Origin of the sequence: Rhodococcus aetherivorans (assembly GCF_025722975.1) — a bacterium.
GTDB classification, from domain to species: Bacteria; Actinomycetota; Actinomycetes; order Mycobacteriales; family Mycobacteriaceae; genus Rhodococcus; species Rhodococcus aetherivorans.
Genome location: NZ_CP106982.1, coordinates 4,558,267 through 4,580,877 on the forward strand (window position 1 = coordinate 4,558,267; position 22,611 = coordinate 4,580,877).

Genomic DNA, 22,611 nt, shown 5'->3' on the forward strand with positions numbered 1-22,611 from the left:
AACTCACTCGCGGGGATAGTCCTCGTCTCCCGGGACGACCCGGCTCTGCTCGAGAACGTCCGCGGGCTCCACCTCGAGCGGCACCGAGGTCACCTCGTCGTCGGCCGGTTCGTCCTCGGCCGGCATCTCCTGCTCGATCCGATCGGCCTCGGGCAGTTCCGTGTATTCGGTGGTCTCCGATGATTCGGTCACGGCGGTCCTCCTCCTCGTGTCGACTCCGAACCCGGTCGCGGCATTGCCGGGTTTGCTCGCCCGATCAGCTTAGCCTGGAACCGACTGGACACCACCGACGAGGAGAACCGCGTGAACCGGGACGACCCCCCGCCGCCCCCGGCAGCCGGCAGGGCCGCCCCGCCGCCGGTGACGATGGCCGATCCGGCGTGGCGCCCCAGCCCGAGGGCGCGGCTGCTGTGGGCGGTGAGCGCCGCACTGCTGTGGGTGCCGGTCGTGGCCGCGCAGGTGGTGTGGGCGATAGTCGACTCCGGCCGGCACCCGGGTTGGCACGTCGCCGCCGGCGTCGCCACCGCGGTTCTCGCCGTCGCGCACGTGGCCGTGATGCCGCTGTGGCGGTACCGGGTGCACCGCTGGGAGATCACCGACACCGCCGTGTACACGCGCTCGGGGTGGCTCACCCAGGAACGCCGGATCGCGCCGATCTCCCGGATCCAGACGGTCGACACGGAGCGCGGCCCGATCGAACGATGGCTCGGCCTCGCCACCGTCACCGTCACCACCGCCTCGTCCGCGGGCGCCGTGGAGATCACCGCTCTCGACGTCGGGGTCGCCGACGCCACCGCCGCCCGGCTCACCGCGATCGCCGGCAGCAGCCAGGCCGATGCCACGTGAGCGACGTACCCGTGCCGCCGGAGCGGGAGGACGCCCCCGCCCTCGCCGCCGAGGCCGAGCAGCCGTGGTTGCGGCTGGATCCGCGGATGCTGCTGATCCACCCCGTCGAGGAGGTACTGCGGCTGCTGCCGGTGCTGGTGGCGTCGGTGCTGCTCGGCAGCAGCAGCGGCAATCACGGCTGGGGCCTGGCGGTGGCCGCGCTGCTGGTGGTGATCGGCATGCTGCGCTGGTTCACCACGACCTACCGGATCGGACCGGTGCACGTGGAGCTGCGCCGGGGCCTGCTGCAGCGCCAGCTGCTGTCGGTGCCGCGCAGCCGCATCCGGTCCGTGGACGTCGAACAGCGCCTGCTGCACCGGCTGTTCGGGCTGGCGGTGGTGCGGATCGGGACCGGCCAGCGGACCGGCGCCGGACGCGACCGCAACCGGTTCGAGCTGAACGGCCTGGCGGTCGGTGCCGTGCCGGCGCTGCGCGCCGCCCTGCTCAGCACGCACCCGGGAGCGCCGGACGAGGCGGCCGGGGCGGCCGCCCCGGCCGAAACCGCGATCGCCCGGTTCCAGCCGGGCTGGGTGCGCTACGCCCCGTTCTCGACCACGGGGCTGGTCACCGTCGCGGCGGTGGTGGGACTGGCCTTCCAGTACGGGATCGCCGAGCGGCTCGGCGAGTCGGCCACCGTCGAGCGCGGGCTGTCGTCGATCGAGGCCGCCGGCCCGTTCGTCGCCGCCGTGCTCGGCCTGCTCGTCCTGGGCGTGGTGGCGAGCCTGGCGGCGTGCGTGCGGTACGTGCTGCTGTACGCGGACCTGTCGGTCACCGACGACGGGCGGATGCTGCGGGTCGGGCACGGCCTGCTGCGGCACCGGCACACCACCCTGGACCGGCGCCGCCTGCGCGGCGTGAGCCTTCGCGAGCCGCTTGCGCTGCGCCTGGCCGGCGGGGCCCGCCTGGACGCGGTGATGACCGGCGTCGCCGCCGAGCACGGCGAGTCGTCGCTGCTGCTGCCGCCCGCGCCCTCCGCCGAGGCGCGACGGGTCGCGGCAGCGGTACTGCGCGACACGCGGCAGCTCGACGCCCCGCTGCGGCCGCACGGGCCGGCGGCGCGGCGGCGACGGTTCACCCGGGCGCTGAGTCCCGTGGCGCTGGCCGTCGCCGCCGGTGCGACGGCGGTCGCGGTCACCGGCCGCACGGTCCCGGTGGCGGCATGGGGTCCGGCGGTCGCGGCCGTCACGGTGGCGGCGGTGGGGCTGGCGTGGGATCGCTACCGCAGCCTGGGGCATGCCGTGCTGGGGGCGGGGCCGCAGGACGCGACGGCGTGGCTGATCACCCGCGGCGGGTCGCTGGATCGGCGCCGCGTCTCGCTCGAGGCGGACGGCATCATCGGCTGGACGGTGCGGCAGACGTTCTTCCAGCGCCGCGCCGGGGTGGCGACGGTCGTCGCCGCGACCCCGGCCGGTACGGGCCGCTACGCGGTGGTGGACCTCCCCGCGGAGCAGGCGTGGGCGCTGGTCGAGGCGGTCACTCCCGGGGCCGGCGACGGATGGGTGCGCCGATGAACCCGATCGATCGGCCCCCGGACCTGGCCGCGCTCGACGCGCGCCTGATCGAGTGCCGGGCTTGCCCGCGACTGGTCGCGTGGCGGGAGCAGGTGGGCCGCGAGAAGCGTGCCGCATACCGCGACGAGGAGTACTGGGCGCGTCCCGTGCCCGGGTTCGGACCGGCGGATGCGTCCCTGCTGATCGTGGGCCTGGCCCCGGCCGCGCACGGCGGCAACCGGACCGGCCGGATGTTCACCGGCGACCGCTCGGGCGACTTCCTGTACGCCGCGCTGCACGCGGCGGGCCTGGCGTCGCAGCCCACCGCGACGCACCGCGGCGACGGCCTCGAACTGTTCGGCACCCGCGTCACGTCGCCGGTGCACTGCGCGCCGCCGGCCAACCGGCCGACGCCGCAGGAGCGGGACACGTGCCGCACCTGGCTCGACGCGGAGCTACAGCTGCTGGCGCCGACGTTGCGCTCGGTCGTGGTGCTCGGCGGCTTCGGATGGCGGGCGCTGCTCCCGGTGCTCGACGACGCCGGCTGGGCCGTGCCGCGTCCCCGCCCCGGATTCGGGCACGGCACGGCGGTGGAACTGCGGCCGCGCGGCGACGCTGCGGACCGCAGGCCGCTACACGTGTTCGGTTGCTATCACGTGAGCCAGCAGAACACGTTCACCGGCCGGCTCACCCCGGCCATGCTCACCGCCGTGCTCACGGACGCGGCGCGGGCTGCCGGACTGCGCTCGTGAGCGCGGCCATGCGGGCGACGAACAGGTGCAACCCTGCGGGGGCGAGCGCACCGACCGGCAGCAGCAGGGTCCGCCAGTCGGCGACGAGGAGCTGATCGCCGCCGGGACCGCCGGCCAGGCACACCACGAAGCCGACGATCCACGCCAGCAGCGGCCACGCCGCGCGCGAGGCGGACCCGGTCTCGGCACGCATCGCCATCACCAGGAGCATGTTCGCCGCGCCGGCCAGCACGATCGTGATCGGGAACGGCACCGTGCCGATGTACAGGCCGAGGAAGAACACGGACAGCAGCGCGCAGAGGAAGCCGTCGAAGGTCAGCAGCGCGACGATGCCCGGCCGCGGCTTCGGCGCCGGCGGGGCGGGAGCTTCGGTGGCTGTGGTGGCGGGATCGACCGTCATCGTTCGATAGTGCGCCACCGGCGCGGGTGGGTGGTCACCGGGTCCCGGCCGATCACGGCACCGGCGGGTAGCCCATGAGCGTCAGCACGTGGCTGGCCTGGTCCGCGAATCCGTAGAGCGCCTGGTAGTAGGCGGCGTTGATCTGGTCCGCGTAGGGACGCAGCGAATCGACGAATGCGACGATCTGGTTCTGGACGGACCAGTTGTACATCAGGACCCTCTCGTGTGACCACGATCACCTGTCCGGTGCTCGTGGTCACACTAACTCAGCCCGGCGAAGAGGTCACGCTCCCGGCCGGAGCCGTCGACGTCGCCGCGGTCGCCCCGGACGAGCACGTAGTGCTCCTGCTCCAGCACGGGCTGCGCGACGAGGTTGGACAGGGCGAACTGTGCTCCGCCGGGCGCGACGACGACCTGGGTCGCGTGCGCCGCCAGGGCCGCCCGCTTGGCGTCGAGCACGCCGGCGACGTCGACCACGGTGGTGACCTGTTCGTCGGGCACGCACGGCAGGTCGTCGGGGCCGGGACGCTGCCACCCGTCGGGCAGGCCGGTCATCTCCGCGATGCCGCGATGCAGGGCGCTCGCCTCGGTGACGGTCCAGTACAGCTTCGCCGGATCCCACGGTGCGCCGGCGTGCGGGTAGGCGCCGGTCCCCGCAGCCTCGACCGCTGCGGTCACGACGTAATGCACCCGGATGTGGTCGGGGTGGCCGTAACCGCCCACGGGGTCGTAGGTGACCACCACGTGCGGGCGCAGTTCCCGGATCACCGCGACGAGTGCGGCCACCGCCTCGTCGCGGTCGGCGTTCACCCAGGCCCGCGGGTTCGCGGCCGACGGGGTGCCGGCCATCCCGGAGTCGCGCCAATGCCCGGCGCCGCCGAGGAAGCGGGGCGCGGGCACGCCGAGGGCGGCCAGCGCCCGGCCGAGCTCGTGGATGCGATAGCCACCGAGCTGATCGGCCCGGTCGGCGGTGAGCTGCGCCCATTCGTCGCCGACGACCTCGCCCTCCTCCCCGAGGGTGCACGTCACGACGGTGACCTCGGCGCCCTCGGCGGCGTAGCGGGCGATGGTGCCGCCCGTGGTGATGGATTCGTCGTCGGGATGGGCGTGCACCAGCAGCAGGCGTTTCGGCGCGGGGGCGTTCCGATCGGTCACGGTGTGGTCCTCCACCAGTTCTGCGCGTCGGACAGGGAACCGGCAGGGATCGAGCCGGCCAGCGTCACGCCCTCGACGCCGGGTCCCGCGGCGATCACGGTGCGGTCCTGCACGATCGGCAGGGTGACGGCGAGGTCCCACAGCTTCGGCTGCGCCCCGGCCAGGACGGCGGGCACGTCGCCGGCGCCGCGCAGGGCCCCGGCGAGTTCCGGGTCGAGGGTGGGGTCGCACACCCCGGACACGTTGCTCGGTGCGGCGAGTTGCGCCTCGGCGGCCTCGATCTCGTCGTCGGGAACCGGCCCGGCGTCACCGTCGGGAACCGGCCCGGCGTCACCGTCCGGAACGGACTCGGCGTCACCGTCCGGAACGGACTCGGCGTCACCGCCGGGGGCGGGCTCCGGCGTCGGGGTGGGTGCGGGAGCCGGCTCGACGGAGCCGGGGCCCTGCTCGGGAAGCACTGGGGGGCAACCGAATCGGGACAGCGCAGCGGTGGCGGGGTCGCCTCCGGCGCGCGTCCAGCCGACCACCGCATGCACGGTCCCCTCGACGAGGGCGTCGCCGTAGAGCTCGTCCGGCGGCAACGTCGTCACGGTGGCGGCGACGCCGGCCCCACGCAGCTGGTCCGCGGCGGTGCGGGCGACGGCGTCGGCCACCGGCGAGTTCTCCGGCACGCCCAGCACGAGGGTGAGCGGCACGCCGCCCTGGGCGAGCAGACCCGTGGTCGCGGTCTCGGGCGCCGGGGTGCCGGTTGCGTCGATCGTCGCCGGGCCGGCCGGTACATACCCGGCCCCGGCGAGGAGCGCGAGGGACTCCTCGCGGCCGGGCCGCGGCGGCATCGTCGGCGAATAGCCGGGATCGGACGGGGCGAGCACCTGCGCGCGGGCCGCGACGACGGCCGATTCCGTGCCGGCCGCGACGGTGGCCAGCAGGTCCGGGTCGAGAAGCCCGAGGACGGCCCGGCGCACGCGCGGATCGGCGAACTCGGTCGTGCGGCCGTTGAGGGTCAGCTCGAGGACGCGGGGCTGCAGCTGGGTGCCGGTGCGCACCTGCGGGATCGCGCCGAGCTGGGCGAGCAGCGCGGATCCCCCACCGTGCATCTGCGCGACCTGCGCGTCGCCGGTGCGAATGGACTCGGCGAGCTGCGCGTCGGTTCCGCCGCGGCGCAACAGGATCCGGTCGGGCCGGGCCGGCGTGCCCCAGAAGCGATCGTTGCGTTCGAGCAGGATCTCGCCGCGGCCGCGGTCGACGGACTTGACATGGAACTGCCCGCCGGACACCGGGATCGATTCGGCGAGGCTCGTGGTGAAACCGCCCGGAGTGTCCTTGACGAGGTGAGCCGGCAGCAGGTGGATGAACAGTTCCCGCCACGCCGGGTAGGGCTCGCGCAGCGTGACGGTGACGGTCTTGCCGCCGCCGGAGGATCCGACGTCCTCGATGAGGCGGTATCCGGCGGGATCGACCACACCGGGCTGGGTGATCATCTGCTGCCACAGGTACCGGAAGTCCTCGGCGGCGATGGGCGCGCTGTCGGACCACTGCGCCTCGTCGCGCACCTGATAGGTGATGGTGAACGGGGCCTGCGAGGTGACCTCGGCCGATGCGAGGACGGACTCGTCGAGCACCCAGGCGGAGGCGCCGGGCCGCGCGGGGTCGGGCACGGGCCGGAACGCGCTCGGCAGCACCATCCCGGCGACGGTGTTGCCGACGGGCGACTGGTCGGCGAGCAGGTGCGGGTTGAGCCCGGCGCCCACGTCGTCGACGGCCACCACGACGGTGTTGAGCTGGGGAACCGGGGTGGGGATCCGGGTGGGCTCGGTCTGCTCGATCGGCGGCGGCGGATCGGCGGTGCACGCCGTCAACCCCAGCACCGCGGCGACCGCGGTGATCCCGGCGATCCTGCGCATCCGGCCTCCCTTCCCTCCGGGATGCGGCGGTGGTCCCGGCTGCGCCGGGACCACCACTGCCGCGACTACTTGTTGCGAGCCTTCTCCCGCGAGCGGGCGCGGGCCCGGTCGGTGGCCGACAGGTGCACCTTGCGGACGCGGAGGATCTCCGGGGTGACCTCGACGCACTCGTCGGACGCACAGAACTCCATGGCCTCCTCGAGGCTCAGGGTGATCGGCTTCGCGAGGGTCTCCATCACGTCGGCCGTGGAGGAGCGCATGTTGGTGAGCTTCTTCTCGCGGGTGACGTTGATGTCGAGATCCTCGGCGCGCGGGTTGATGCCCACGACATGGCCCTCGTAGGTGTCGCTGCCCGGCTCCACGAAGAAGGTGCCGCGGTCGCCGAGCTGGATCATGGCGAACGGCGTGACCGAGCCCGAGCGGTCGGAGACCAGCGAGCCGGTGTGCCGCGCGCGGATCTCCCCGGCCCACGGGGCGTAGCCGTGGAAAACGGCGTTGGCGATGCCCGTGCCACGGGTCTCGGTGAGGAAGTCGGTGCGGAACCCGATGAGGCCGCGCGACGGGACGATGAACTCCATGCGCACCCATCCGGCGGCGTGGTTGGACATCTGCACCATCTTGCCCTTGCGGGCCGCGAGCAGCTGGGTGATCGCGCCGAGGTGTTCCTCGGGGCTGTCGATGGTGAGTTCCTCGTAGGGCTCGTGCACCTTGCCGTCGACCTGCCGGGTGACCACCTGCGGCTTGCCGACGGTGAGCTCGAAGCCCTCGCGGCGCATCTGCTCGACGAGGATGGCCAGCGCCAGCTCGCCGCGGCCCTGCACCTCCCAGGCGTCGGGGCGGCCGATGTCGAGCACGCGCAGCGACACGTTGCCGACCAGCTCCGAGTCGAGACGGGACTTGACCATGCGCGCGGTCAGCTTGTGGCCCTGCACGCGGCCGACGAGCGGCGACGTGTTGGTGCCGATGACCACCGAGATGGCCGGCTCGTCGACCGTGATGCGCGGCAGGGCGACCGGGTTGTCCACGTCGGCAAGGGTGTCGCCGATCATGATGTCCGGGATACCGGCGACGGCGACGATGTCGCCGGCGACGGCGACGTCACCGGGCCGGCGCTCGACACCGATGGTCTGGAGCAGCTCGGTGATCTTCACGTTCTTCACGCCGTCGGCGTGCATCCACGCGACGGTCTGGCCCTTGCGCAGCTCGCCGTTGTGGATGCGCAGCAGCGCCAGGCGGCCGAGGAACTCGGAGGCGTCGAGGTTGGTGACGTGGGCCTGCAGCGGTGCGGCCGGATCGCCCTTGGGGGCGGGGATGTACTTCATGAGGACGTCGAACAGCGCGTCGAGGTTCTCGGCGGAGGGCGCCTGTCCGTTCTCGGGCTGTTCCGTCGACGCCTTGCCCTCGCGCCCGGAGGCGTACAGGACCGGCAGGTCCAGCAGCTGCTCGGCGGCCTCGGAGGCCTCGTCGTCGAGGTCGGAGGCGAGGTCGAGCAGCAGGTCGTGGGTCTCCTCGACGACCTCGGCGATGCGGGCGTCGGGGCGGTCGGTCTTGTTGACCACCAGCAGCACCGGCAGCGACGCGGAGAGCGCCTTGCGCAGCACGAAGCGGGTCTGCGGCAGCGGGCCCTCGGATGCGTCGACGAGCAGGACGACGCCGTCGACCATGGACAGGCCGCGCTCGACCTCGCCACCGAAGTCGGCGTGACCGGGGGTGTCGATCACGTTGATGACGGTGACGGTGCCGTCGCCGTTGTACCGGTGCACGGCGGTGTTCTTCGCGAGAATGGTGATGCCCTTCTCGCGCTCGAGGTCACCGGAGTCCATGACCCGGTCGACGAGTTCCGCGCGCTCGGCGAAGGCGCCCGACTGGCGCAGCATGGCGTCGACGAGGGTGGTCTTTCCGTGGTCGACGTGCGCGACGATGGCGACGTTGCGGAAACTGGCGGTGCTCACGCGATGGCTCTCCTGGCTGTTGTCCGGCCACACGGCACTGGACCCAGACGGCACCTCGCCCGTACGGCGTTCTTGCGGTGGCCGCGTCGCGAATGCGAGTCACCCGTTCGCGGCCGCGAACGGCCCGCACAGGCACTGCGGCCTCCAATACAGTACAGGCCGGACGTGGTACCTCGCGCCCGCCGACGGCTGATTCACCAGTTCGCGGGCCGGAGCGTGACGTTCGCCACGTCCCGGCGCACTGTTCGGCGAACCCGCCGGCGGCTGCGGGCCGCCGAAACCGGCTCGCCGGGCGCCTCCGCCTTTGTTAGGGCATGCTAACCTTCCAATTGATGTGACCAGGGGCCCAGTGCTGTGGTCCGGGACCCACCGACGAAAGGCCGGCGACACGGATGGGCAAGGTGAAGGCGAGCAGGGTCGCGCAGCTCGAGCCCAAGAAGAAGTGCTGCCGCAAGAAGACCCGCTGTGTGCGCTGCCCCGTGGTGATCATGCGGATGAAGAGGCTCGAGCACGAGGGCCTCGGCGGGAAGGAACTCGCGAAGCGCCTGAAGAAGGCCCGCGCCGCCTGACCGGCCGCCCCGTCAGCGCCCGAGGTGCGCGCGCAGCTCCGGCAGCCACAGCCGGTCGTTCGGCACCAGGTCGATCTGCTCCAGCTCGTCGGCGTCCACCCAGCACAGCGCCGCGTGTTCGAGCGGCCGCGGTTCCCCGGAGAGCAGCTCCACCCGGTAGGCACGCAGCACCCGGCCGCCGTCCAGCGGCACCCCGACCCCGACCCGCTGCGCACCGGCGACCTCCACGCCCAGTTCCTCGCGCAGCTCCCGGCGCAGCGCCGCCTCGGCGGACTCCCCCGGCTCGGCCTTGCCGCCCGGCAGCTCCCACAGCCCCGCGAGCTCCGGCGGCCCGATGCGCTGGGCCAGCAACAGCCGGCCGTCGCGGAAGATCGCCCCGGCCACTACCTCGTCCGCCCGGCCCGTCGTTGCACTCATGTGCGGCATCGTCCCAGAATGGGGCATGGCCGAGTTGCTCTCCGACGCCGACATCGATGCCGCCCTCGCCCAGCTGCCCGAGTGGCGACGGGACGGGAACGCGATCGTGCGGACCGTCGAGTCCTCCTCGTTCCCCGCGGCCGTCGCGCTGGTGGACAGGGTGGCCGAGGCCGCCGAGGCGGCGAACCACCACCCCGACATCGACATCCGCTGGCGGAAGGTGACCTACTCGCTGTCCACCCATTCCGCCGGCGGGATCACCGGGTCGGACGTGGAGCTGGCCCGGAAGATCGACGCGCTGGCCCGCGGCTGACGGGCGGGGCCGCAGCCGGGCGCCCGGTGTAGACGATCCACGCGTACACCGCCAGCACCCCCACCACGTTGCACGCGCCCGCCCAGGCCAGCAGGGCGGGGCGGGAGATGTCCCACATCGAGTCCTGCGCCAGGCCGAGGAGCCACGGCACCCCGACGACGGTCAGCACCGCCCAGAACCCGGCGAGCACACGGGTGCCGAGGCGGCCGGCGAGCGGCCCGTAGACCAGCCACAGCAGCATCGGCAGCACCCACACCCAGTGGTGCATCCAGGAGATCGGCGACACCAGCAGCCCGAACAGTTCGACGACGACGATCGTGCCGAGCCGGTCGTCCGGGCCGAGGGCACGCCAGGCCGCGACGGCGAGCGCCGCCGAGGCCGCGACAGCCGCCAGCCACAGCGGCCCGGTGCCCACGTCGTGTCCCACGATGCGGCTCAGCGCTCCGCGCAGCGACTGGTTCCAGACCGACCCCACCGGCCCGATCCGGTCGGCGTCGCCGAACAACGTGGTGAAGTAGGTCCGCGCCTGGTCGCCGAGGAGCAGCCAGCTGACGGCGACGGTGGCGGCGAAGGTCGCCGCGGAGAAGAACGCCGCCGCCCAGCGGCGACGCGCCACGAAGTACATGCCGGCGATCGCCGGGGTCAGCTTGATGCCGGCGAGCAATCCGACCAGTCCGCCCGAGAGCCACCAGCGGTTGCTGCGGACCGCGACCATCACGCCGAAGGCCAGGAACACGTTGACCTGTCCGTAGTCGAGGGTCGTGCGGATGGGCTCCGTCCAGATGCCCACCGCCGTCCACACGAGCGCGACCGCCGTCCAGCGCGCGCCGTGCGCCGCGGAACCGAACAGCAACTCGAGGCAGATGCGCAGGAGGCCGAACAGGGCGGCCACGGTCAGCAGCTGCCACGCCACCCCGACCACCGGGAAGGGCAGATAGTGCAGCGGGAAGAAGACCAGTGCCGCGAACGGCGGGTAGGTGAAGGGCAGGGAGAACTCGGGAGTGTCCCGGGTGTAGGTGAAGTCGTACAGTTCGCCGCGCAGCAGCGCCGCGGAACCGTCGACGTACACGTGCAGATCCACGAGATTCATGCCGTTGGGCGTGAGGAAGTTCCACGCCAGCCGGGCTCCGACGGAGACGGCCAGCAGGGCCGCGCACCACCACAGTCGATGCGGGCGAACCGGATCGGACACTGCGGTGCGGCCTCCCGTCGTCACGTCACCCCGGGGGGAAGGGCCGGGGACGGATGCAGACTATCCGTTCCGCGGCGGCGGGCCGAACACGATACTCACATCAGTAACAGTTTCATCTACTCTCACAAAAACCACATCAGTCACACGTAGTCTCGAGCGGACACCACTGATCGGAACACGTTATGGCTAGACTCCCGCCAGTACGGGCGCGGCTGTGAGACCGGCCACGGCTTGTACTGATCGGGGGGCCTACATAAAGTGTCTCCCCGAGCCGTCAGCGGCATCGGCGCCTCGCGCTCCGGAGCCGCTTCAACGACAAGGATGGGGAAAAGTGCTTCGAACCCGAGCAACGCGCAGGATGTTCACCGCCTGCGCCCTCGCCGCCGCCGCGGCGCTCACCGTGCCGTCGCAGGCGGTCGCGCAACCCGTCGTTCCGGGCATCCCCGACGTGCTCCAGCTGCCGGCCGAGTTCGCCGGCTACCAGGTGCCGGCGGATCTGTCGATCGAGTCGCTCATGGGCATGCTCAGCACCCAGGCAGCCGCCCCCGAAGAGGTCGAGGCCCTCGCCTCCCTCGCCCCCGCCATCGTCGGAGCGGCGGCCGGCCCGGCCGACGTCGCGGACGGCAAGAATCAGCTCCTCGACCAGGCGAAGGAACTGCTCGCGAACTCGCAGCTGCCGGACTCGGTCAAGGCCCTGCTCCAGCGCGTGATCACCTTCCTCGACGGCAGCGGCGGCGGCGGACCCGACATTCCGGAGCCGGGCGCCGTGGCGATCTCGCAGTTCCTGTACCCGAGCATCGGCAAGGACTGCATCCGCGACGGCGGCGACTCCATCGGCACCGCGCTCGCCGTGGCCGGCCCCGCGCCGCTCCCGCCGCCGGGCCCGAAGGCCGGCCAGGCCGGGTTCGTGTTCACCGCCCTGGGTACCGCCAAGTTCGCCGACCAGCAGGCGCAGCCGCTGACGGTGAGCTGGATCAACGTCTCCAACGGCCGCAGCGGCACCGCGACGTTGACCAACGAGGCCAGGATCAATCCCGACGGGCCGACGACGCTCAGCGCGATCGCCGACACCGGCTCCGGCAACGTGGCCGCCGTGATCTCCGGCGGCATCACCACGCAAGCCGCGGGCGCGGCCCCGCGTTCGTGCACCTTCCTGCCGACGATCGGGCTCGTCACGGTCGCCTGACCGATCATCCGCACCTTGGCCGAGGCCGCCGGGATCATCCCCCGGCGGCCTCCGTCGTCCGGGCGCTTCCCGAGCCGGGAACCGCGTGGTAGACCGAGTCATGGCCGAAACACCGTCCAGGCTCACCGCTTCCCGGTCCCTGCGCTCGCGCCGTTCACACCGGTCGATCCTGTCCGTCCGCTCCGAGGGCTCGATCCTGTCCATCGGCTCGGCGTACTCGATCCTGTCGATCGGCAGCGTGGGGTCGGTGCTGTCCGTCGGTTCGGTGGGCTCGTTCGGTTCGGCCCTGTCGTCGCTGTCGTTCGCCAGCCTCGGCTCGGCGCTGTCGGGACTGTCCCGCTGGTCGCTGCTGTCGTGGCGCGGTGTCCACGATGCCCCCGACAACCCGCATCCCACGCTCGTCGTCACCGCCGCCGAACCCGACCCCGCCGCGCACTGCCAGAGCTGACCGGCCGGGCCCGTGTCCCGATCGGCGGGCGCGCGGCTGCCCTCCCGGTGGGGAACCTGATACATCTCGTAGATCACGTCCATGCCCGCCCGTATCGCGCGGCCCCCGGACCCGAGGAGGCGCATGGCCGTCGAGACCCCCGTTCCGGTCACAGCCGAACGCCCCGCACCCCGTGGTCTCGTCGCGGTGCTCTCCCTGTGCGGGATCGTCGTCGCGTTGATGCAGACCCTCGTCATCCCCCTGCTCCCCCAGCTGCCGCACCTGCTCGGCACGTCCGTGGAGAACGCCTCATGGGCGGTCACCGCCACGCTCCTCGCCGCGGCGGTCCTCACCCCCATCAGCGGCCGGCTGGGCGACATGTTCGGCAAGCGGCGCATGCTGCTGGTCAGCCTCGGCGCGGTCGTGGCCGGCTCCCTCGTCTGCGCCCTCGCCGAGTCGCTGCTCCCGATGATCGCCGGCCGCGCCCTGCAGGGCGCGGCGACCGGCGCGATCCCGCTCGGCATCGCGATCCTGCGCGACGAACTGCCGCCCCGGCGGATCGCCGGGGCGATGGCGACCATCAGCGCCACCCTCGGGGTGGGCGGCGCCGTCGGATTCCCCGTCGCCGCGGCCATCGCCCAGATCGCCGACTGGCACATGTTGTTCGCCGCCGCCGCCGGCTTCGGCCTGCTGGGCATCGCCATGGTGCTGAAGGTGATCCCGGAGTCGCCCCACCGCAACCCCGGCCGGTTCGACGTCGTCGGCGCGATCGGCCTCTCGGTCACGCTGACGCTGTTGCTCCTGCCCGTCACCAAGGGCGGCACCTGGGGCTGGTCGAATCCCCTGACCCTGGGCATGTTCGCCGGCGCCGCCGGCGCGGCGCTCGTGTGGGGATACTACGAACTGCGCACGGCGCGACCCCTGGTGAATCTACGGATCTCCGCGCGGCGCCCGGTGCTGCTGACCAACCTCGCGTCGGTCGCCGTCGGATTCGCGATCTACGGACAGATGCTCGCGTTCCCGCAGTTGCTGATGGCCCCCACCGAGACGGGCTACGGATTCGGGCTGTCCATGGTGACGGCCGGCGTGCTCATCGCGCCGGGCGGGATCGTCATGATGGCGCTGTCCCCCGTCTCCGCGCGGATCACCGGCAGCCACGGGCCACGGGTCACCCTGGCGAGCGGGGTCGTGGTGGTGGGCGCCGGCTACGTGCTGGTCTACGTCGCGTACACCGAGATCTGGCACATCGTCGTGGCGGGGATGATCATCGGGGCGGGCATCGGCCTGGCGTACGCGGCGATGCCGGCCCTCATCATGGGCGCGGTGCCGCTGTCCGAGACCGCCGCCGCGAGCAGTCTCAACACGCTGATGCGTTCGATCGGGACGTCCACGTCCGCGGCGGTGGTGAGCGTGGTGCTCGCGGCGATGACCACGACGGTCGGCACCTACACGGTGCCCGCCCTCGACGGGTTCCGCGCCACCTTCCTGCTGTCGATCGCGGCCTCCGCCGTCGCGCTGGCCCTGACCGCCGCCGTTCCCCGGGCGCGGCCCGGCGGGCTCAACCGGCGGTGAGCGACCACTGCCCGTAGTCGGCGCTGAATACATTGTTGACGTCGATGCCGATGCCGTCGATCGTCCCGCCACCCACCTGGTGCAGGTTCGCCGCGGGATGCACGTAGCCCTCAGCCGTGCCCCAATCATGTTGCCAGTAGAACGATCCCAGGCCGGCGTCGCGGGCCCAGGAGATGGTCGGCCCGTTGGCGTACACGCCGGTGTTCCCGGCGCCGAGCACGTCGTGCCAGCCCTGCAGGTACGGCGCGATCAGGTCGGCGAACTGTTGCTCGGACGGATTGTCGTCGACCGAGGCGTAGATCGGCCGGTCCGCCGGTCCCCCGGCCGCCCGATGCAGCTCGAGGCCGCGCGTCGCGTGCCGGACCCCGGCGTCGTATCCGCCGAGCCAGTCCGCCGTGTCGGCCTTGCCGAACTGATAACACGACACGACCTCGAGGTCGCCGGCGACGAGCGCGGCGGCCTCCGACTCCGTCAGCGGCTTGGCCAGCATCCATTCGGCGCCCGGCCGGCGGTCCGAGACGTACCGGATGGCACCGATGTGCCCGGCGGCACGGATCGACGACGGCGACGGCACGGCCGCCGAGTAGTCGACGATCGTGCCGAGCACCTCCCGGCCGTGCGCCACCCCGGGGGCGGCGACGGCCGACACCCAGGCCGCGCACGAGCCGACGGCCGCGTACCGCAACAGTTCCCGACGTGAGATGGCCATCGAACCTCGCTTGGACGAGCGTGCACGGCGGACAGGGTGTCGAGCTTCCGGTATTGCACCACACTCGCGGGTCCCGCGCGGGCACATCGGGATTCGGGGCCCGCGCGACGGGGACGCGGCGCGGCTACCGGCCGCCGAGCTCGGCGAAGAAGGCGGGAACGAGGGCGACGTCCTCGACGGTGCGCACCGTGGTGTGGACCCCGAGACCGTGCTCCTTGAGCAGATCGCACAGGCCGTCGCCGTCGACGAGTTCGATGGGCGGCGCGCCGAGGCGATGCGCCTCGGCGCGGGCGTCGTCGCCGAACGTCCCGGTGGTGACGAGCAGGCCCTTCTCGCCGCGACCGGCCATCGCGGCGCGGAACTCGCGCACGACGTCCGCGCCCGCCCGCTCGGGGCCGCGCAGGAACCGGAAGAACACCGAGAAGCCGAGCAGCGACACCCGCAGCACGCCGGTGCCTTCGACGTCGACGTCGTTGTCGGAGCCGGTGTCGAGGTGACCGCCGTGCGGGGGCACCGAGATGGTGGTGAAGCCGGCGGCGCGGAGCACCGCGACGGCGAGCCGTTCGAAGCCCTCGTCGGGGAGCTCGGCGACGGCGGCGAGCACGGGCTCGCGCCACAGCTCGGGATCCTCGGGGGCGGCCGCGAGGGTCACCACCTGCGCGCGCGACGACGCGTTGCGCACGAGCCGCTTGCGCCGCTTCTCCGCGGTGTATGCCACCTGCAGGGGCTTGATCTCGGATTCCTGCACCGCGCGGCCGCGGTCGGTGACGCTCCACACGCCGCGACGGGTGTTGGCGAGCAGCCCCATGCCCTTGAGGTAGGTGCGCGCCCAGCCGACCCGGTACTCGATCTCGGTGACCGGCCCGTCGCCGTGCAGTACGGACCGCGCGGCCTCGGACAGACCTTCGCGCGCGATGACGGCCTTCTCGAGCTCCTCGATCGAGGCCGAGCCTCCGAGCCCGATCAGCGCCTGCAGGGTGGGCCACAGCAGATCCGTGTACGGCGGTAGCGCCACCTCGCGGCCGGACGAGTCTCCGACGGGGTTACCGATCACGTTCCGGCGCTGCACACCTTCCCCTATCGTTTCGGCCCTGCTCGCCGCGGCTGTCCGGTCCCGCCACGACGCGCATTTCACCCTAGCCGATGGGCGCGGGCGCGATGGCGGCCACACTCCCCGGGCCCGGCACTGCCGGGGCCGGCGGCGCCGCTCGCTACCGTGGGGCGGGTGGGATTCACGCGCGCCGAACTCGAACGCTTCCGTGACGCGGTGGTGCCCGATTTGATCGGGCCGGACTGCCGGCTGCTGTTCGTGGGCATCAACCCGGGCCTGTGGACGGCGGCGACGGGTGCGCACTTCGCGCGGCCCGGCAACCGCTTCTACCCGGCGCTGCTGCGGGCCGGCATCCTGCTCCGGCCCATCGACCCCACCTCGGGGATGAGCGAGGACGACAGGGCCCACCTGATCGAGCGGGGCGTCGGGATCACCAATCTCGCGCCGCGCGCCACGGCCCGCGCGGACGAGCTCACGGCCGAGGAACTGCGGGCCGGGGCGGTGCGGCTGGCCGAGGTGGTGGCGCTGCACCGGCCGCGGGTGGTGGCCGTCGCCGGCATCACCGCGTACCGGTCGGCGTTCGGGCACCGGAAGGCCGTCGCGGGGCTGCAGGCGGAGACGCTCGGCGGGGTGCCGGTGTGGGTGGTGCCGAATCCGAGCGGGCTCAACGCCCACGAGACGGTGGACACCCTCGCCGAGGCGTATGCGGCGCCGGCCCGCGCGGCCGGGATCCTGCGCTGAACCGCGGACGGATCAGCCGCGTCCCACCTTGGCGAGGTAGTCCCTCGCCCGGTATCCCGGCGGCACGCCGTCGACGAGGATCGCCGAACTGTCGGAGTGCTCGGTGCGCAGCGGCAGAATCGCCTGGTAGGCCGGCGACCGGTACCAGGCGCGGGCCTGCTCGAGGTCGGGGAACTCGACGACCACGACGTGGCCGGGCCACGGTCCCTCGTGAACCTCGGGTTCGGCGCCGTGGACGACGAACCTGCCCCCGTACGGCGTGAAGGTGTCGTCGATCTCCTCGAGGTAACGGACGATCTCGGGGCCGAAGTCGACGGAACGCAGATGGGCGATCGCGTAGGCGGTCATGGGGTCCTCCCGGTCGGTCGGTGGCGGCGGTGTGCCGCACACCGACGAGACTGCCGCGCTCCGGTGCCCGAATCGATTACCCGGCAGGTAATGGCCGCCCTTCCCACTCCGCGCCTACGGTGACGGGCATGACCACCGTGCACGAGGAACCCGTCGGAGTGCTGCTGCGGCACTGGCGCGAGCGTCGCGGCCTGAGCCAGCTCGCGCTCGCCAACCGGGCGGAGGTCTCGGCGCGGCACGTGAGCTTCCTCGAAACCGGCCGGTCGCGGCCGACCCGCACCATGCTGCTGCGCCTGGCCGATCAGCTCGACATCCCGCTGCGGGAGCGCAACTCGCTGCTGCTCGCGGCCGGCCTGGCCCCCGCGTATCCGGAGCACCGACTCGGGGACGTGCCGATGGCCGCGGTGGCCGACGCGATCGAGCGGATCCTGGCGTCGCACCGGCCGTATCCGGCGCTGGTGGTGGACCGGCACTGGACGATGGTCGACGCCAACGACGCCGTGGTGGGACTGCTCGACGGCTGCGCGCCGCGGCTGCTCGAGCCCCCGGTGAACGTGCTGCGGGTGACGCTGCACCCGGAGGGCATGGCGCCGCGCATCGCCAACCACGGCCAGTGGCGGGCGCACCTGCTGACACGTCTGCGGCACCAGCTCGCCGCGACGGGCGACCCGGTGCTGCGACGGCTGCACGCCGAACTGGCCGCCTACCCGTGCGACGACGGCCACGACGCCGAGCTCGACCCGGCCGGCGCCCACGCCCTGGTGGTGCCGCTGCGGCTGCGCACCGACGACGGCGAGCTGTCGCTGTTGAGCACGACGACGCTGTTCGGCACGCCGCTGGACGTCACCGTCGCGGAACTGGCGATCGAGGCGTTCTACCCCGCCGACGAGACCACCCGCCGTCTGCTGGGGAGCCGATGACCCGGATCGGCGAACCGGTGCCGCGAAGGCCCGCTCGGGAGTAACGTCCGGCCCGAGACCTGTCCCGTCCCGCACCGGAGGGCATCGATCATGAGCAGGAAGAAGTGGTGGGTACTCGAGGGCCCGGAGAGCGGGTTCTCGCTCGAGGAGCGCGCGACGGGAGACCTCGTCCTCGTCAACACGCAGACGTCGGAGGAACACACCCTGCACGGCTACGTGTGGAAGCACGCCCCGCACTTCGGAGTGCAGATCATGGGCGAGGGCCCCCCGCCCTACGGCAAGTGGGTGGAGAACCCCGAGGAGTGAGCGACGTCGGTCACGGGACCCGCCGCAACGGACGGCGCTCCCCCGTCGTGGTGTCGATCAGTGCCGCGCCGGACACGGCCGTTGCGAGGGGCAGCACGTCGTAGACGGCCGCGGCCACCCGCGGCAGGTCGTCCAGCCGTGCGCGGGGGCTGAGGGTCAGGTGCGGGGTCCATACGCCCGGCCGGTAGTGCTTGTGCAGGTCCGCGCCGGTGGCGGTGACGGTGTCGACCACACGCTGCTGGCGCCGCAGGAGGTCGGCGGTGGGGGCGGGCGCGAGCCAGATCCGTCCGCGCCGGAAGGCGCCCAGGCCGTCGGAGTAGAGGGTCAGCGGCCCGCCGTCGGGCAGCGCCTCGAGCGCGGCCGTCACGTCGTCGACGTCGTAGCTGCGCAGCACCGCGTACGACAGGTGCGGCACGTGCCGGCCGTGGGTATGGGTGAGCAGCGTCGGCACACCGAGATCTTCGAGCCGGGCCCACAGCTGTTGCAGGGCGCGCCGGGCGGCGGCGTCGAAGAGCAGGCAGACCGCGAGTGCCATCAGCGCACGGTACCGCGGTGGCGGTTCGCCGGCGGTCAGTTCAGGGTGGCGTGCCAGACCAGGGCCGCGGCCAGGGCACCGGCGCCGTTGAGCGACCAGTGCAGGGCGATCGGGGCGATCAGGCTCCCGCTGCGGCGGCGCAGCCAGGTGAAGACGAATCCGGCGGCCGCGGTCGCCACGACCGCTCCGGCGATGCCCAGCACCTGTCCCCACAGGCCGCCGCCGAGGACGCCGCTGAGCCCGCGGTTGCCGTTCGTGAGCCCGAGCGACGAGGCGATGTGCCACAGGCCGAACAGCAGCGAGCCGGCGGCGAACACGCCGCGCGCACCCGAGACACGTTCGAGCGTGCCGTGCAGCACGCCGCGGAACGCGAGTTCCTCGGGGATGACCGTCTGCAGCGGGATGACGATCATCGACGCGAGGAGCGCGCCGGAGATCGTGGCGTAGCGGTCGGACAGGAAGAACTGCCGGGTCGGGGGCAGCGCCACGCCGACAGCGATCACGGCCAGCACGATCCCCGCGGCGCCCAGCGCGTAGAGCGAACCGGACCGCCAGTGGCGCGGCGAGAGCCCGAGTTCGGACCAGCGCATGCCCCGGCGGCGCATCAGCGCGACGAGCACCACGGCCGCGATGGGCACCGTCGCGATGCTGGCCCACACGGTGGTGAAGTGCGCGATCAGGTTGGTGGCGACGAGGACGACCACCACGACGGCGACGTCGAGCCAGGCGTGGGCGCCGCGAAGCGATCCGCGGTGCGCAAGTGCCGTCGTCGGCACGGTCTCGGTACTCAATGTGTTCTCGAACTCCCGCTCTCGGGTCTGTCGGAAGCGGTGCCCTCCGGGTACCCGATGCTCTCCGAGTACCCGTTCCTGTGCCGTACGAACCATCCATACCAGTGTACGGATCGCGTGCCGCCGGGGCCGTGACCGGCGCCACAGCGACGGCCGAATTCGATAGTGACGCAGGTCACGACGGGTGCGGGAGCGGATTGCGTCACACGCCCCGGCGTCGGGGCGCCGTGTCGCCCGGACTAGCCTTGTCGCGAACATCAGCCCCGCTGTCCAGGACAGTTCAGGAGAAGAAATGGCCGACTTCCTCTACGAGGACCTGCTGCCGATCGGGGAAGACCCCACCGAGTACCGGCTGCTGACCACCGAGGGGGTGTCCACCGTCGAAGGACCGGGCGGCCGCACCTTCCTGCAGGTCGAGCCCGAGGCGCTGCGCCTGCTCACCGAGACCGCGCTGCACGACATCCAGCACTACCTGCGCGCGGATCACCTGAAGCAGCTCGCAAGCATCCTCGACGACCCGGAGGCGTCGGACAACGACAAGTTCGTCGCGCTCGATCTCCTGAAGAACGCCAACATCGCCGCCGCCGGGGTGCTGCCGATGTGCCAGGACACCGGCACCGCGATCGTCATGGGCAAGCGCGGCCAGCACGTCCTCAGTCCCGGCAACGACGAGGAAGCCATCGCCCGCGGCGTGTACGACGCGTACACCCGACTCAATCTGCGGTACTCGCAGAACGCTCCCCTCACCATGTGGGAGGAGAAGAACACCGGCTCGAACCTGCCGGCGCAGATCGAGCTCTACGCCGACACGGCGGCCGGCCACGAGAACGCCTACAAGTTCCTGTTCATGGCCAAGGGCGGCGGATCGGCCAACAAGTCGTACCTGTACCAGGAGACGAAGGCGATCCTGAACCCGGACTCGATGATGCGATTCCTCGAGGCCAAGATCCGCTCGCTCGGCACCGCCGCGTGCCCGCCGTACCATCTCGCGATCGTCGTCGGCGGCACCTCCGCCGAGTTCGCCCTCAAGACCGCCAAGTACGCCTCGGCGCACTACCTGGACGAGCTGCCGAACGAGGGCGCGATCACCGGCCGCGGCTTCCGCGACCTCAAGCTCGAGGAGCAGGTGCTCGAGCTGACCCGCAAGATCGGGATCGGCGCGCAGTTCGGCGGCAAGTACTTCTGCCACGACGTGCGTGTCATCCGCCTGCCCCGGCACGGCGCGTCGCTGCCGGTGGCGCTGGCCGTGTCCTGCTCCGCCGACCGGCAGGCGAAGGCGAAGATCACCCCGGAGGGCGTGTTCCTCGAACAGCTCGAGTTCAACCCGGGCCGCTTCCTGCCCGAGATCACCGACGCCCAGCTCGACGCCGAGACCGAGGGCGTGTCGGGCACCGGCAAGGGTGCCGCGGTGAAGATCGACCTGACGCGGCCGATGCCGGAGATCCTCGCCGAACTGTCCAAGCACCCCGTCAAGACCCGGCTGTCCCTCACGGGCCCGCTCGTCGTCGCCCGCGACATCGCGCACGCGAAGATCAAGGAACGCCTCGACGCCGGCGAGGGAATGCCGCAGTACCTGAAGGACCACCCGGTGTACTACGCCGGGCCGGCCAAGACCCCGGACGGCATGGCCTCCGGTTCGTTCGGCCCCACCACGGCCGGCCGGATGGACTCCTACGTCGAGCAGTTCCAGGCCGCGGGCGGCTCGATGGTCATGCTCGCCAAGGGCAACCGCTCGCAGCAGGTCACCGACGCCTGCAAGAACCACGGCGGCTTCTACCTCGGCTCCATCGGCGGGCCGGCCGCGCGCCTCGCACTCGACTGCATCAAGAAGGTCGAGGTTCTCGAATACCCGGAACTGGGTATGGAAGCGGTGTGGAAGATCGAGGTCGAGGACTTCCCGGCGTTCATCGTCGTGGACGACAAGGGCAACGATTTCTTCGCCGGCACCGGCGAGGTCACCCTGACGATCGGCAAGCGCCCCGGCCTGTAGGCGGCTGCGCCGCCGGTGCGTCCTTTGGGCTGTCCCAGCAGCCCGAAGGACGCACCGGGATGCTGCGGCGCCGGACGAGCCGACGCATCCGGTCGATCAGGCCTCCGACGGGCCGGACTTCTTCGGTTCGCCGGTGGCGGGGTAGTCGAGCAGCGACTGCTGCAGACGGGACCACTGATGGGCCAGACCCTGCAACGGCGCCAGCGACTTTTCGACCACCTCCAACTGACGGTCGAACGCCGACAGTTGTGCCTGCAGCGCCTGCACCGATTTTCGCTGCGCGTGCAGCTGCTCGACGAGTGCGTCGAACTCGGTGAGGACGGGTGGCACGAGCTCCATCACCTGCCGAAGAGAGCCGAGCATCCGGTTCGCGGGCGCGGACAGGGGCTCGGGAATCGCGCCGAGGGCGTCGCTCCCGATCGACCCGACCGCGTCCGCCACGGCGCGGGTCCTCTCCAGCAACTCCTCCATCGCGGACCCGAGCAGTCCGAATCGACGGGTCTCGCCTTCCTCCGCCATCGTCACCCTCCTCCGGACCACGGTTCGGTCCCGATCCGATCATGCCCCCCGGGCACCGTCTCGGCAGCCGAACCCCGTCGCGGCGGGCTCCCTCAGGCCGCGGGGGTGTCCGTGCGGGAGAGCACGGCGGGCGCCTGCGCGACGAGGCCCTGCAGAAAGCGGACGACGGTGCCGGCCGCCGGAGCGGCGTCCGGCGTCAGCATCGCGCACAGCGTCCGGTAGCTGCCCGGATCGAGTTCCGGCTGCGCCCGGAACTGCGCCGTGAGCGGCACCGTGAACGCGATCGTCCGGTCCCGCGAACGGATGTCGAGCGTCGGTCCACCCACCGCCGCGGTCAGCCGGACCTCGAACCGGTTCGCGCCCACGGTGTGCACGAAGCCCACGGTGCGCACGTTGGCGCGTGCCATCTGCCGGTAGAGCGGCCGCAGTCCTCCGAGGACCATCGACGGAAGCGTGACGGCACCGGAGCCGGCGGCGAACATGAGCG

General features: G+C 72.3%; 27 protein-coding genes. 12 read left to right on the forward strand and 15 right to left on the reverse strand.

Annotated elements, in window-relative coordinates; genetic code table 11:
- Window positions 1-3 precede the first annotated feature (3 nt).
- Window positions 4-192, reverse strand: a complete 189-nt coding sequence (locus OCS65_RS20630; protein WP_006933961.1) for a hypothetical protein — start codon at window positions 190-192, stop codon at window positions 4-6.
- 174 nt (window positions 193-366) lie between these two features.
- On the opposite strand from OCS65_RS20630, the gene OCS65_RS20635 reads away from it, so the two are divergent.
- From OCS65_RS20635 to OCS65_RS20645, 3 genes are read left to right on the forward strand one after another with little or no spacing between them, the layout of a single operon-like run.
- Window positions 367-846, forward strand: coding sequence for a PH domain-containing protein (locus tag OCS65_RS20635; RefSeq protein WP_044475775.1), 480 nt, complete (start codon window positions 367-369; stop codon window positions 844-846).
- Entirely contained in the window at window positions 843-2,396 is a 1,554-nt protein-coding gene (locus OCS65_RS20640) for a PH domain-containing protein (protein ID WP_065922829.1), read from the forward strand. Before OCS65_RS20635 ends, OCS65_RS20640 begins: the two co-directional genes overlap by 4 nt.
- Window positions 2,393-3,127 (forward strand): uracil-DNA glycosylase, encoded by a 735-nt coding sequence (locus OCS65_RS20645; protein ID WP_006933956.1) that lies wholly within the window; start codon window positions 2,393-2,395, stop codon window positions 3,125-3,127. Before OCS65_RS20640 ends, OCS65_RS20645 begins: the two co-directional genes overlap by 4 nt.
- On the opposite strand, the gene OCS65_RS20650 is transcribed toward OCS65_RS20645, so the two are convergent.
- From OCS65_RS20650 to typA, 5 genes are all read right to left on the reverse strand, one after another.
- Complete coding sequence (locus OCS65_RS20650; RefSeq protein ID WP_006933953.1) at window positions 3,090-3,527, reverse strand: hypothetical protein; 438 nt, start codon at window positions 3,525-3,527, stop codon at window positions 3,090-3,092. The genes OCS65_RS20645 and OCS65_RS20650 overlap by 38 nt on opposite strands.
- A gap of 52 nt (window positions 3,528-3,579) precedes the next feature.
- Window positions 3,580-3,738: a hypothetical protein gene (locus tag OCS65_RS20655; RefSeq protein WP_006933951.1), complete on the reverse strand. Its 159-nt coding sequence runs from the start codon at window positions 3,736-3,738 to the stop codon at window positions 3,580-3,582.
- A gap of 50 nt (window positions 3,739-3,788) precedes the next feature.
- Window positions 3,789-4,682, reverse strand: coding sequence for an N-acetyl-1-D-myo-inositol-2-amino-2-deoxy-alpha-D-glucopyranoside deacetylase (gene mshB, locus OCS65_RS20660; RefSeq protein ID WP_084648721.1), 894 nt, complete (start codon window positions 4,680-4,682; stop codon window positions 3,789-3,791).
- The gene (locus tag OCS65_RS20665) at window positions 4,679-6,586 is read right to left on the reverse strand and encodes an ABC transporter family substrate-binding protein (RefSeq protein WP_065922830.1); all 1,908 of its coding nucleotides are present in this window, start codon (window positions 6,584-6,586) and stop codon (window positions 4,679-4,681) included. The genes mshB and OCS65_RS20665 overlap by 4 nt, the downstream gene beginning before the upstream one ends.
- A gap of 65 nt (window positions 6,587-6,651) precedes the next feature.
- The gene (gene typA / locus OCS65_RS20670) at window positions 6,652-8,538 is read right to left on the reverse strand and encodes a translational GTPase TypA (protein ID WP_006933946.1); all 1,887 of its coding nucleotides are present in this window, start codon (window positions 8,536-8,538) and stop codon (window positions 6,652-6,654) included.
- A 401-nt stretch (window positions 8,539-8,939) separates the two neighbouring features.
- Between typA and OCS65_RS20675 the strand changes: the two genes are divergently transcribed.
- Window positions 8,940-9,107, forward strand: a complete 168-nt coding sequence (locus tag OCS65_RS20675) for a hypothetical protein (protein ID WP_006933942.1) — start codon at window positions 8,940-8,942, stop codon at window positions 9,105-9,107.
- 12 nt (window positions 9,108-9,119) lie between these two features.
- Here the strand turns inward: OCS65_RS20675 and OCS65_RS20680 are convergent, their stop codons facing one another.
- Window positions 9,120-9,524 (reverse strand): (deoxy)nucleoside triphosphate pyrophosphohydrolase, encoded by a 405-nt coding sequence (locus tag OCS65_RS20680; protein ID WP_029542337.1) that lies wholly within the window; start codon window positions 9,522-9,524, stop codon window positions 9,120-9,122.
- A 25-nt stretch (window positions 9,525-9,549) separates the two neighbouring features.
- Between OCS65_RS20680 and OCS65_RS20685 the strand changes: the two genes are divergently transcribed.
- Window positions 9,550-9,837 (forward strand): 4a-hydroxytetrahydrobiopterin dehydratase, encoded by a 288-nt coding sequence (locus OCS65_RS20685; protein ID WP_029542335.1) that lies wholly within the window; start codon window positions 9,550-9,552, stop codon window positions 9,835-9,837.
- On the opposite strand, the gene OCS65_RS20690 is transcribed toward OCS65_RS20685, so the two are convergent.
- Window positions 9,782-11,029, reverse strand: a complete 1,248-nt coding sequence (locus OCS65_RS20690) for a mannosyltransferase (protein WP_037200676.1) — start codon at window positions 11,027-11,029, stop codon at window positions 9,782-9,784. The genes OCS65_RS20685 and OCS65_RS20690 overlap by 56 nt on opposite strands.
- Window positions 11,030-11,360: 331 nt before the next feature.
- On the opposite strand from OCS65_RS20690, the gene OCS65_RS20695 reads away from it, so the two are divergent.
- The 3 genes from OCS65_RS20695 (at window position 11,361) to OCS65_RS20705 (ending at window position 14,214) form a co-directional block, all read left to right on the forward strand.
- Window positions 11,361-12,215, forward strand: a complete 855-nt coding sequence (locus OCS65_RS20695; RefSeq protein WP_006933936.1) for an Rv1157c family protein — start codon at window positions 11,361-11,363, stop codon at window positions 12,213-12,215.
- A 100-nt stretch (window positions 12,216-12,315) separates the two neighbouring features.
- A complete protein-coding gene (locus tag OCS65_RS20700; RefSeq protein WP_044475770.1) occupies window positions 12,316-12,663 on the forward strand; it encodes a hypothetical protein in 348 nt (115 codons plus the stop codon).
- A 123-nt stretch (window positions 12,664-12,786) separates the two neighbouring features.
- Window positions 12,787-14,214 carry an MFS transporter gene (locus tag OCS65_RS20705; protein WP_006933931.1) on the forward strand — a complete coding sequence of 476 codons (1,428 nt, stop codon included), beginning with the start codon at window positions 12,787-12,789 and terminating at the stop codon, window positions 14,212-14,214.
- Here OCS65_RS20705 and OCS65_RS20710 read toward each other — a convergent pair.
- Both OCS65_RS20710 and OCS65_RS20715 read right to left on the reverse strand, forming a co-directional pair.
- On the reverse strand, window positions 14,201-14,923 hold the full coding sequence (locus OCS65_RS20710) for a DUF1906 domain-containing protein (RefSeq protein WP_065922831.1): 723 nt from the start codon (window positions 14,921-14,923) through the stop codon (window positions 14,201-14,203). The genes OCS65_RS20705 and OCS65_RS20710 overlap by 14 nt on opposite strands.
- A gap of 124 nt (window positions 14,924-15,047) precedes the next feature.
- Window positions 15,048-15,992 carry a restriction endonuclease gene (locus OCS65_RS20715; protein ID WP_006933925.1) on the reverse strand — a complete coding sequence of 315 codons (945 nt, stop codon included), beginning with the start codon at window positions 15,990-15,992 and terminating at the stop codon, window positions 15,048-15,050.
- A 156-nt stretch (window positions 15,993-16,148) separates the two neighbouring features.
- Between OCS65_RS20715 and OCS65_RS20720 the strand changes: the two genes are divergently transcribed.
- Window positions 16,149-16,715 (forward strand): mismatch-specific DNA-glycosylase, encoded by a 567-nt coding sequence (locus OCS65_RS20720; protein WP_065922832.1) that lies wholly within the window; start codon window positions 16,149-16,151, stop codon window positions 16,713-16,715.
- A gap of 12 nt (window positions 16,716-16,727) precedes the next feature.
- Here the strand turns inward: OCS65_RS20720 and OCS65_RS20725 are convergent, their stop codons facing one another.
- A complete protein-coding gene (locus OCS65_RS20725) occupies window positions 16,728-17,063 on the reverse strand; it encodes a DUF1330 domain-containing protein (RefSeq protein WP_029542324.1) in 336 nt (111 codons plus the stop codon).
- 128 nt (window positions 17,064-17,191) lie between these two features.
- Here OCS65_RS20725 and OCS65_RS20730 point away from each other — a divergent pair, with 128 nt between their 5' ends.
- Together OCS65_RS20730 and OCS65_RS20735 are read left to right on the forward strand one after the other, a co-directional pair.
- Window positions 17,192-17,983 (forward strand): helix-turn-helix domain-containing protein, encoded by a 792-nt coding sequence (locus OCS65_RS20730; protein WP_006933920.1) that lies wholly within the window; start codon window positions 17,192-17,194, stop codon window positions 17,981-17,983.
- A gap of 90 nt (window positions 17,984-18,073) precedes the next feature.
- A complete protein-coding gene (locus tag OCS65_RS20735; RefSeq protein ID WP_006933918.1) occupies window positions 18,074-18,289 on the forward strand; it encodes a hypothetical protein in 216 nt (71 codons plus the stop codon).
- A gap of 10 nt (window positions 18,290-18,299) precedes the next feature.
- On the opposite strand, the gene OCS65_RS20740 is transcribed toward OCS65_RS20735, so the two are convergent.
- Both OCS65_RS20740 and OCS65_RS20745 read right to left on the reverse strand, forming a co-directional pair.
- Entirely contained in the window at window positions 18,300-18,824 is a 525-nt protein-coding gene (locus tag OCS65_RS20740) for a 2'-5' RNA ligase family protein (protein WP_006933916.1), read from the reverse strand.
- A 35-nt stretch (window positions 18,825-18,859) separates the two neighbouring features.
- Entirely contained in the window at window positions 18,860-19,615 is a 756-nt protein-coding gene (locus OCS65_RS20745; RefSeq protein WP_044475769.1) for a CPBP family intramembrane glutamic endopeptidase, read from the reverse strand.
- Between the two features lie 292 nt (window positions 19,616-19,907).
- On the opposite strand from OCS65_RS20745, the gene OCS65_RS20750 reads away from it, so the two are divergent.
- Window positions 19,908-21,605, forward strand: coding sequence for a fumarate hydratase (locus OCS65_RS20750; protein WP_006933912.1), 1,698 nt, complete (start codon window positions 19,908-19,910; stop codon window positions 21,603-21,605).
- Between the two features lie 96 nt (window positions 21,606-21,701).
- On the opposite strand, the gene OCS65_RS20755 is transcribed toward OCS65_RS20750, so the two are convergent.
- Window positions 21,702-22,124 carry a hypothetical protein gene (locus OCS65_RS20755; protein WP_029542318.1) on the reverse strand — a complete coding sequence of 141 codons (423 nt, stop codon included), beginning with the start codon at window positions 22,122-22,124 and terminating at the stop codon, window positions 21,702-21,704.
- A gap of 92 nt (window positions 22,125-22,216) precedes the next feature.
- Window positions 22,217-22,606: a hypothetical protein gene (locus tag OCS65_RS20760; protein WP_065922833.1), complete on the reverse strand. Its 390-nt coding sequence runs from the start codon at window positions 22,604-22,606 to the stop codon at window positions 22,217-22,219.
- Window positions 22,607-22,611 lie beyond the last annotated feature (5 nt).

Excerpts from the sequence above, each read along its gene's own strand:
- OCS65_RS20635 (WP_044475775.1), top strand. The coding sequence starts at position 367 with ATGGCCGATCCGGCGTGGCGCCCCAGCCCGAGGGCGCGGCTGCTGTGG.
- OCS65_RS20645 (WP_006933956.1), top strand. The coding sequence starts at position 2,393 with ATGAACCCGATCGATCGGCCCCCGGACCTGGCCGCGCTCGACGCGCGC.
- OCS65_RS20650 (WP_006933953.1), bottom strand. The coding sequence starts at position 3,527 with ATGACGGTCGATCCCGCCACCACAGCCACCGAAGCTCCCGCCCCGCCG.
- OCS65_RS20655 (WP_006933951.1), bottom strand. The coding sequence starts at position 3,738 with ATGTACAACTGGTCCGTCCAGAACCAGATCGTCGCATTCGTCGATTCG.
- OCS65_RS20665 (WP_065922830.1), bottom strand. The coding sequence starts at position 6,586 with ATGCGCAGGATCGCCGGGATCACCGCGGTCGCCGCGGTGCTGGGGTTG.
- OCS65_RS20680 (WP_029542337.1), bottom strand. The coding sequence starts at position 9,524 with ATGAGTGCAACGACGGGCCGGGCGGACGAGGTAGTGGCCGGGGCGATC.
- OCS65_RS20685 (WP_029542335.1), top strand. The coding sequence starts at position 9,550 with ATGGCCGAGTTGCTCTCCGACGCCGACATCGATGCCGCCCTCGCCCAG.
- OCS65_RS20700 (WP_044475770.1), top strand. The coding sequence starts at position 12,316 with ATGGCCGAAACACCGTCCAGGCTCACCGCTTCCCGGTCCCTGCGCTCG.
- OCS65_RS20705 (WP_006933931.1), top strand. The coding sequence starts at position 12,787 with ATGGCCGTCGAGACCCCCGTTCCGGTCACAGCCGAACGCCCCGCACCC.
- OCS65_RS20710 (WP_065922831.1), bottom strand. The coding sequence starts at position 14,923 with ATGGCCATCTCACGTCGGGAACTGTTGCGGTACGCGGCCGTCGGCTCG.
- OCS65_RS20725 (WP_029542324.1), bottom strand. The coding sequence starts at position 17,063 with ATGACCGCCTACGCGATCGCCCATCTGCGTTCCGTCGACTTCGGCCCC.
- OCS65_RS20730 (WP_006933920.1), top strand. The coding sequence starts at position 17,192 with ATGACCACCGTGCACGAGGAACCCGTCGGAGTGCTGCTGCGGCACTGG.
- OCS65_RS20735 (WP_006933918.1), top strand. The coding sequence starts at position 18,074 with ATGAGCAGGAAGAAGTGGTGGGTACTCGAGGGCCCGGAGAGCGGGTTC.
- OCS65_RS20740 (WP_006933916.1), bottom strand. The coding sequence starts at position 18,824 with ATGGCACTCGCGGTCTGCCTGCTCTTCGACGCCGCCGCCCGGCGCGCC.
- OCS65_RS20750 (WP_006933912.1), top strand. The coding sequence starts at position 19,908 with ATGGCCGACTTCCTCTACGAGGACCTGCTGCCGATCGGGGAAGACCCC.
- OCS65_RS20755 (WP_029542318.1), bottom strand. The coding sequence starts at position 22,124 with ATGGCGGAGGAAGGCGAGACCCGTCGATTCGGACTGCTCGGGTCCGCG.
- OCS65_RS20760 (WP_065922833.1), bottom strand. The coding sequence starts at position 22,606 with ATGTTCGCCGCCGGCTCCGGTGCCGTCACGCTTCCGTCGATGGTCCTC.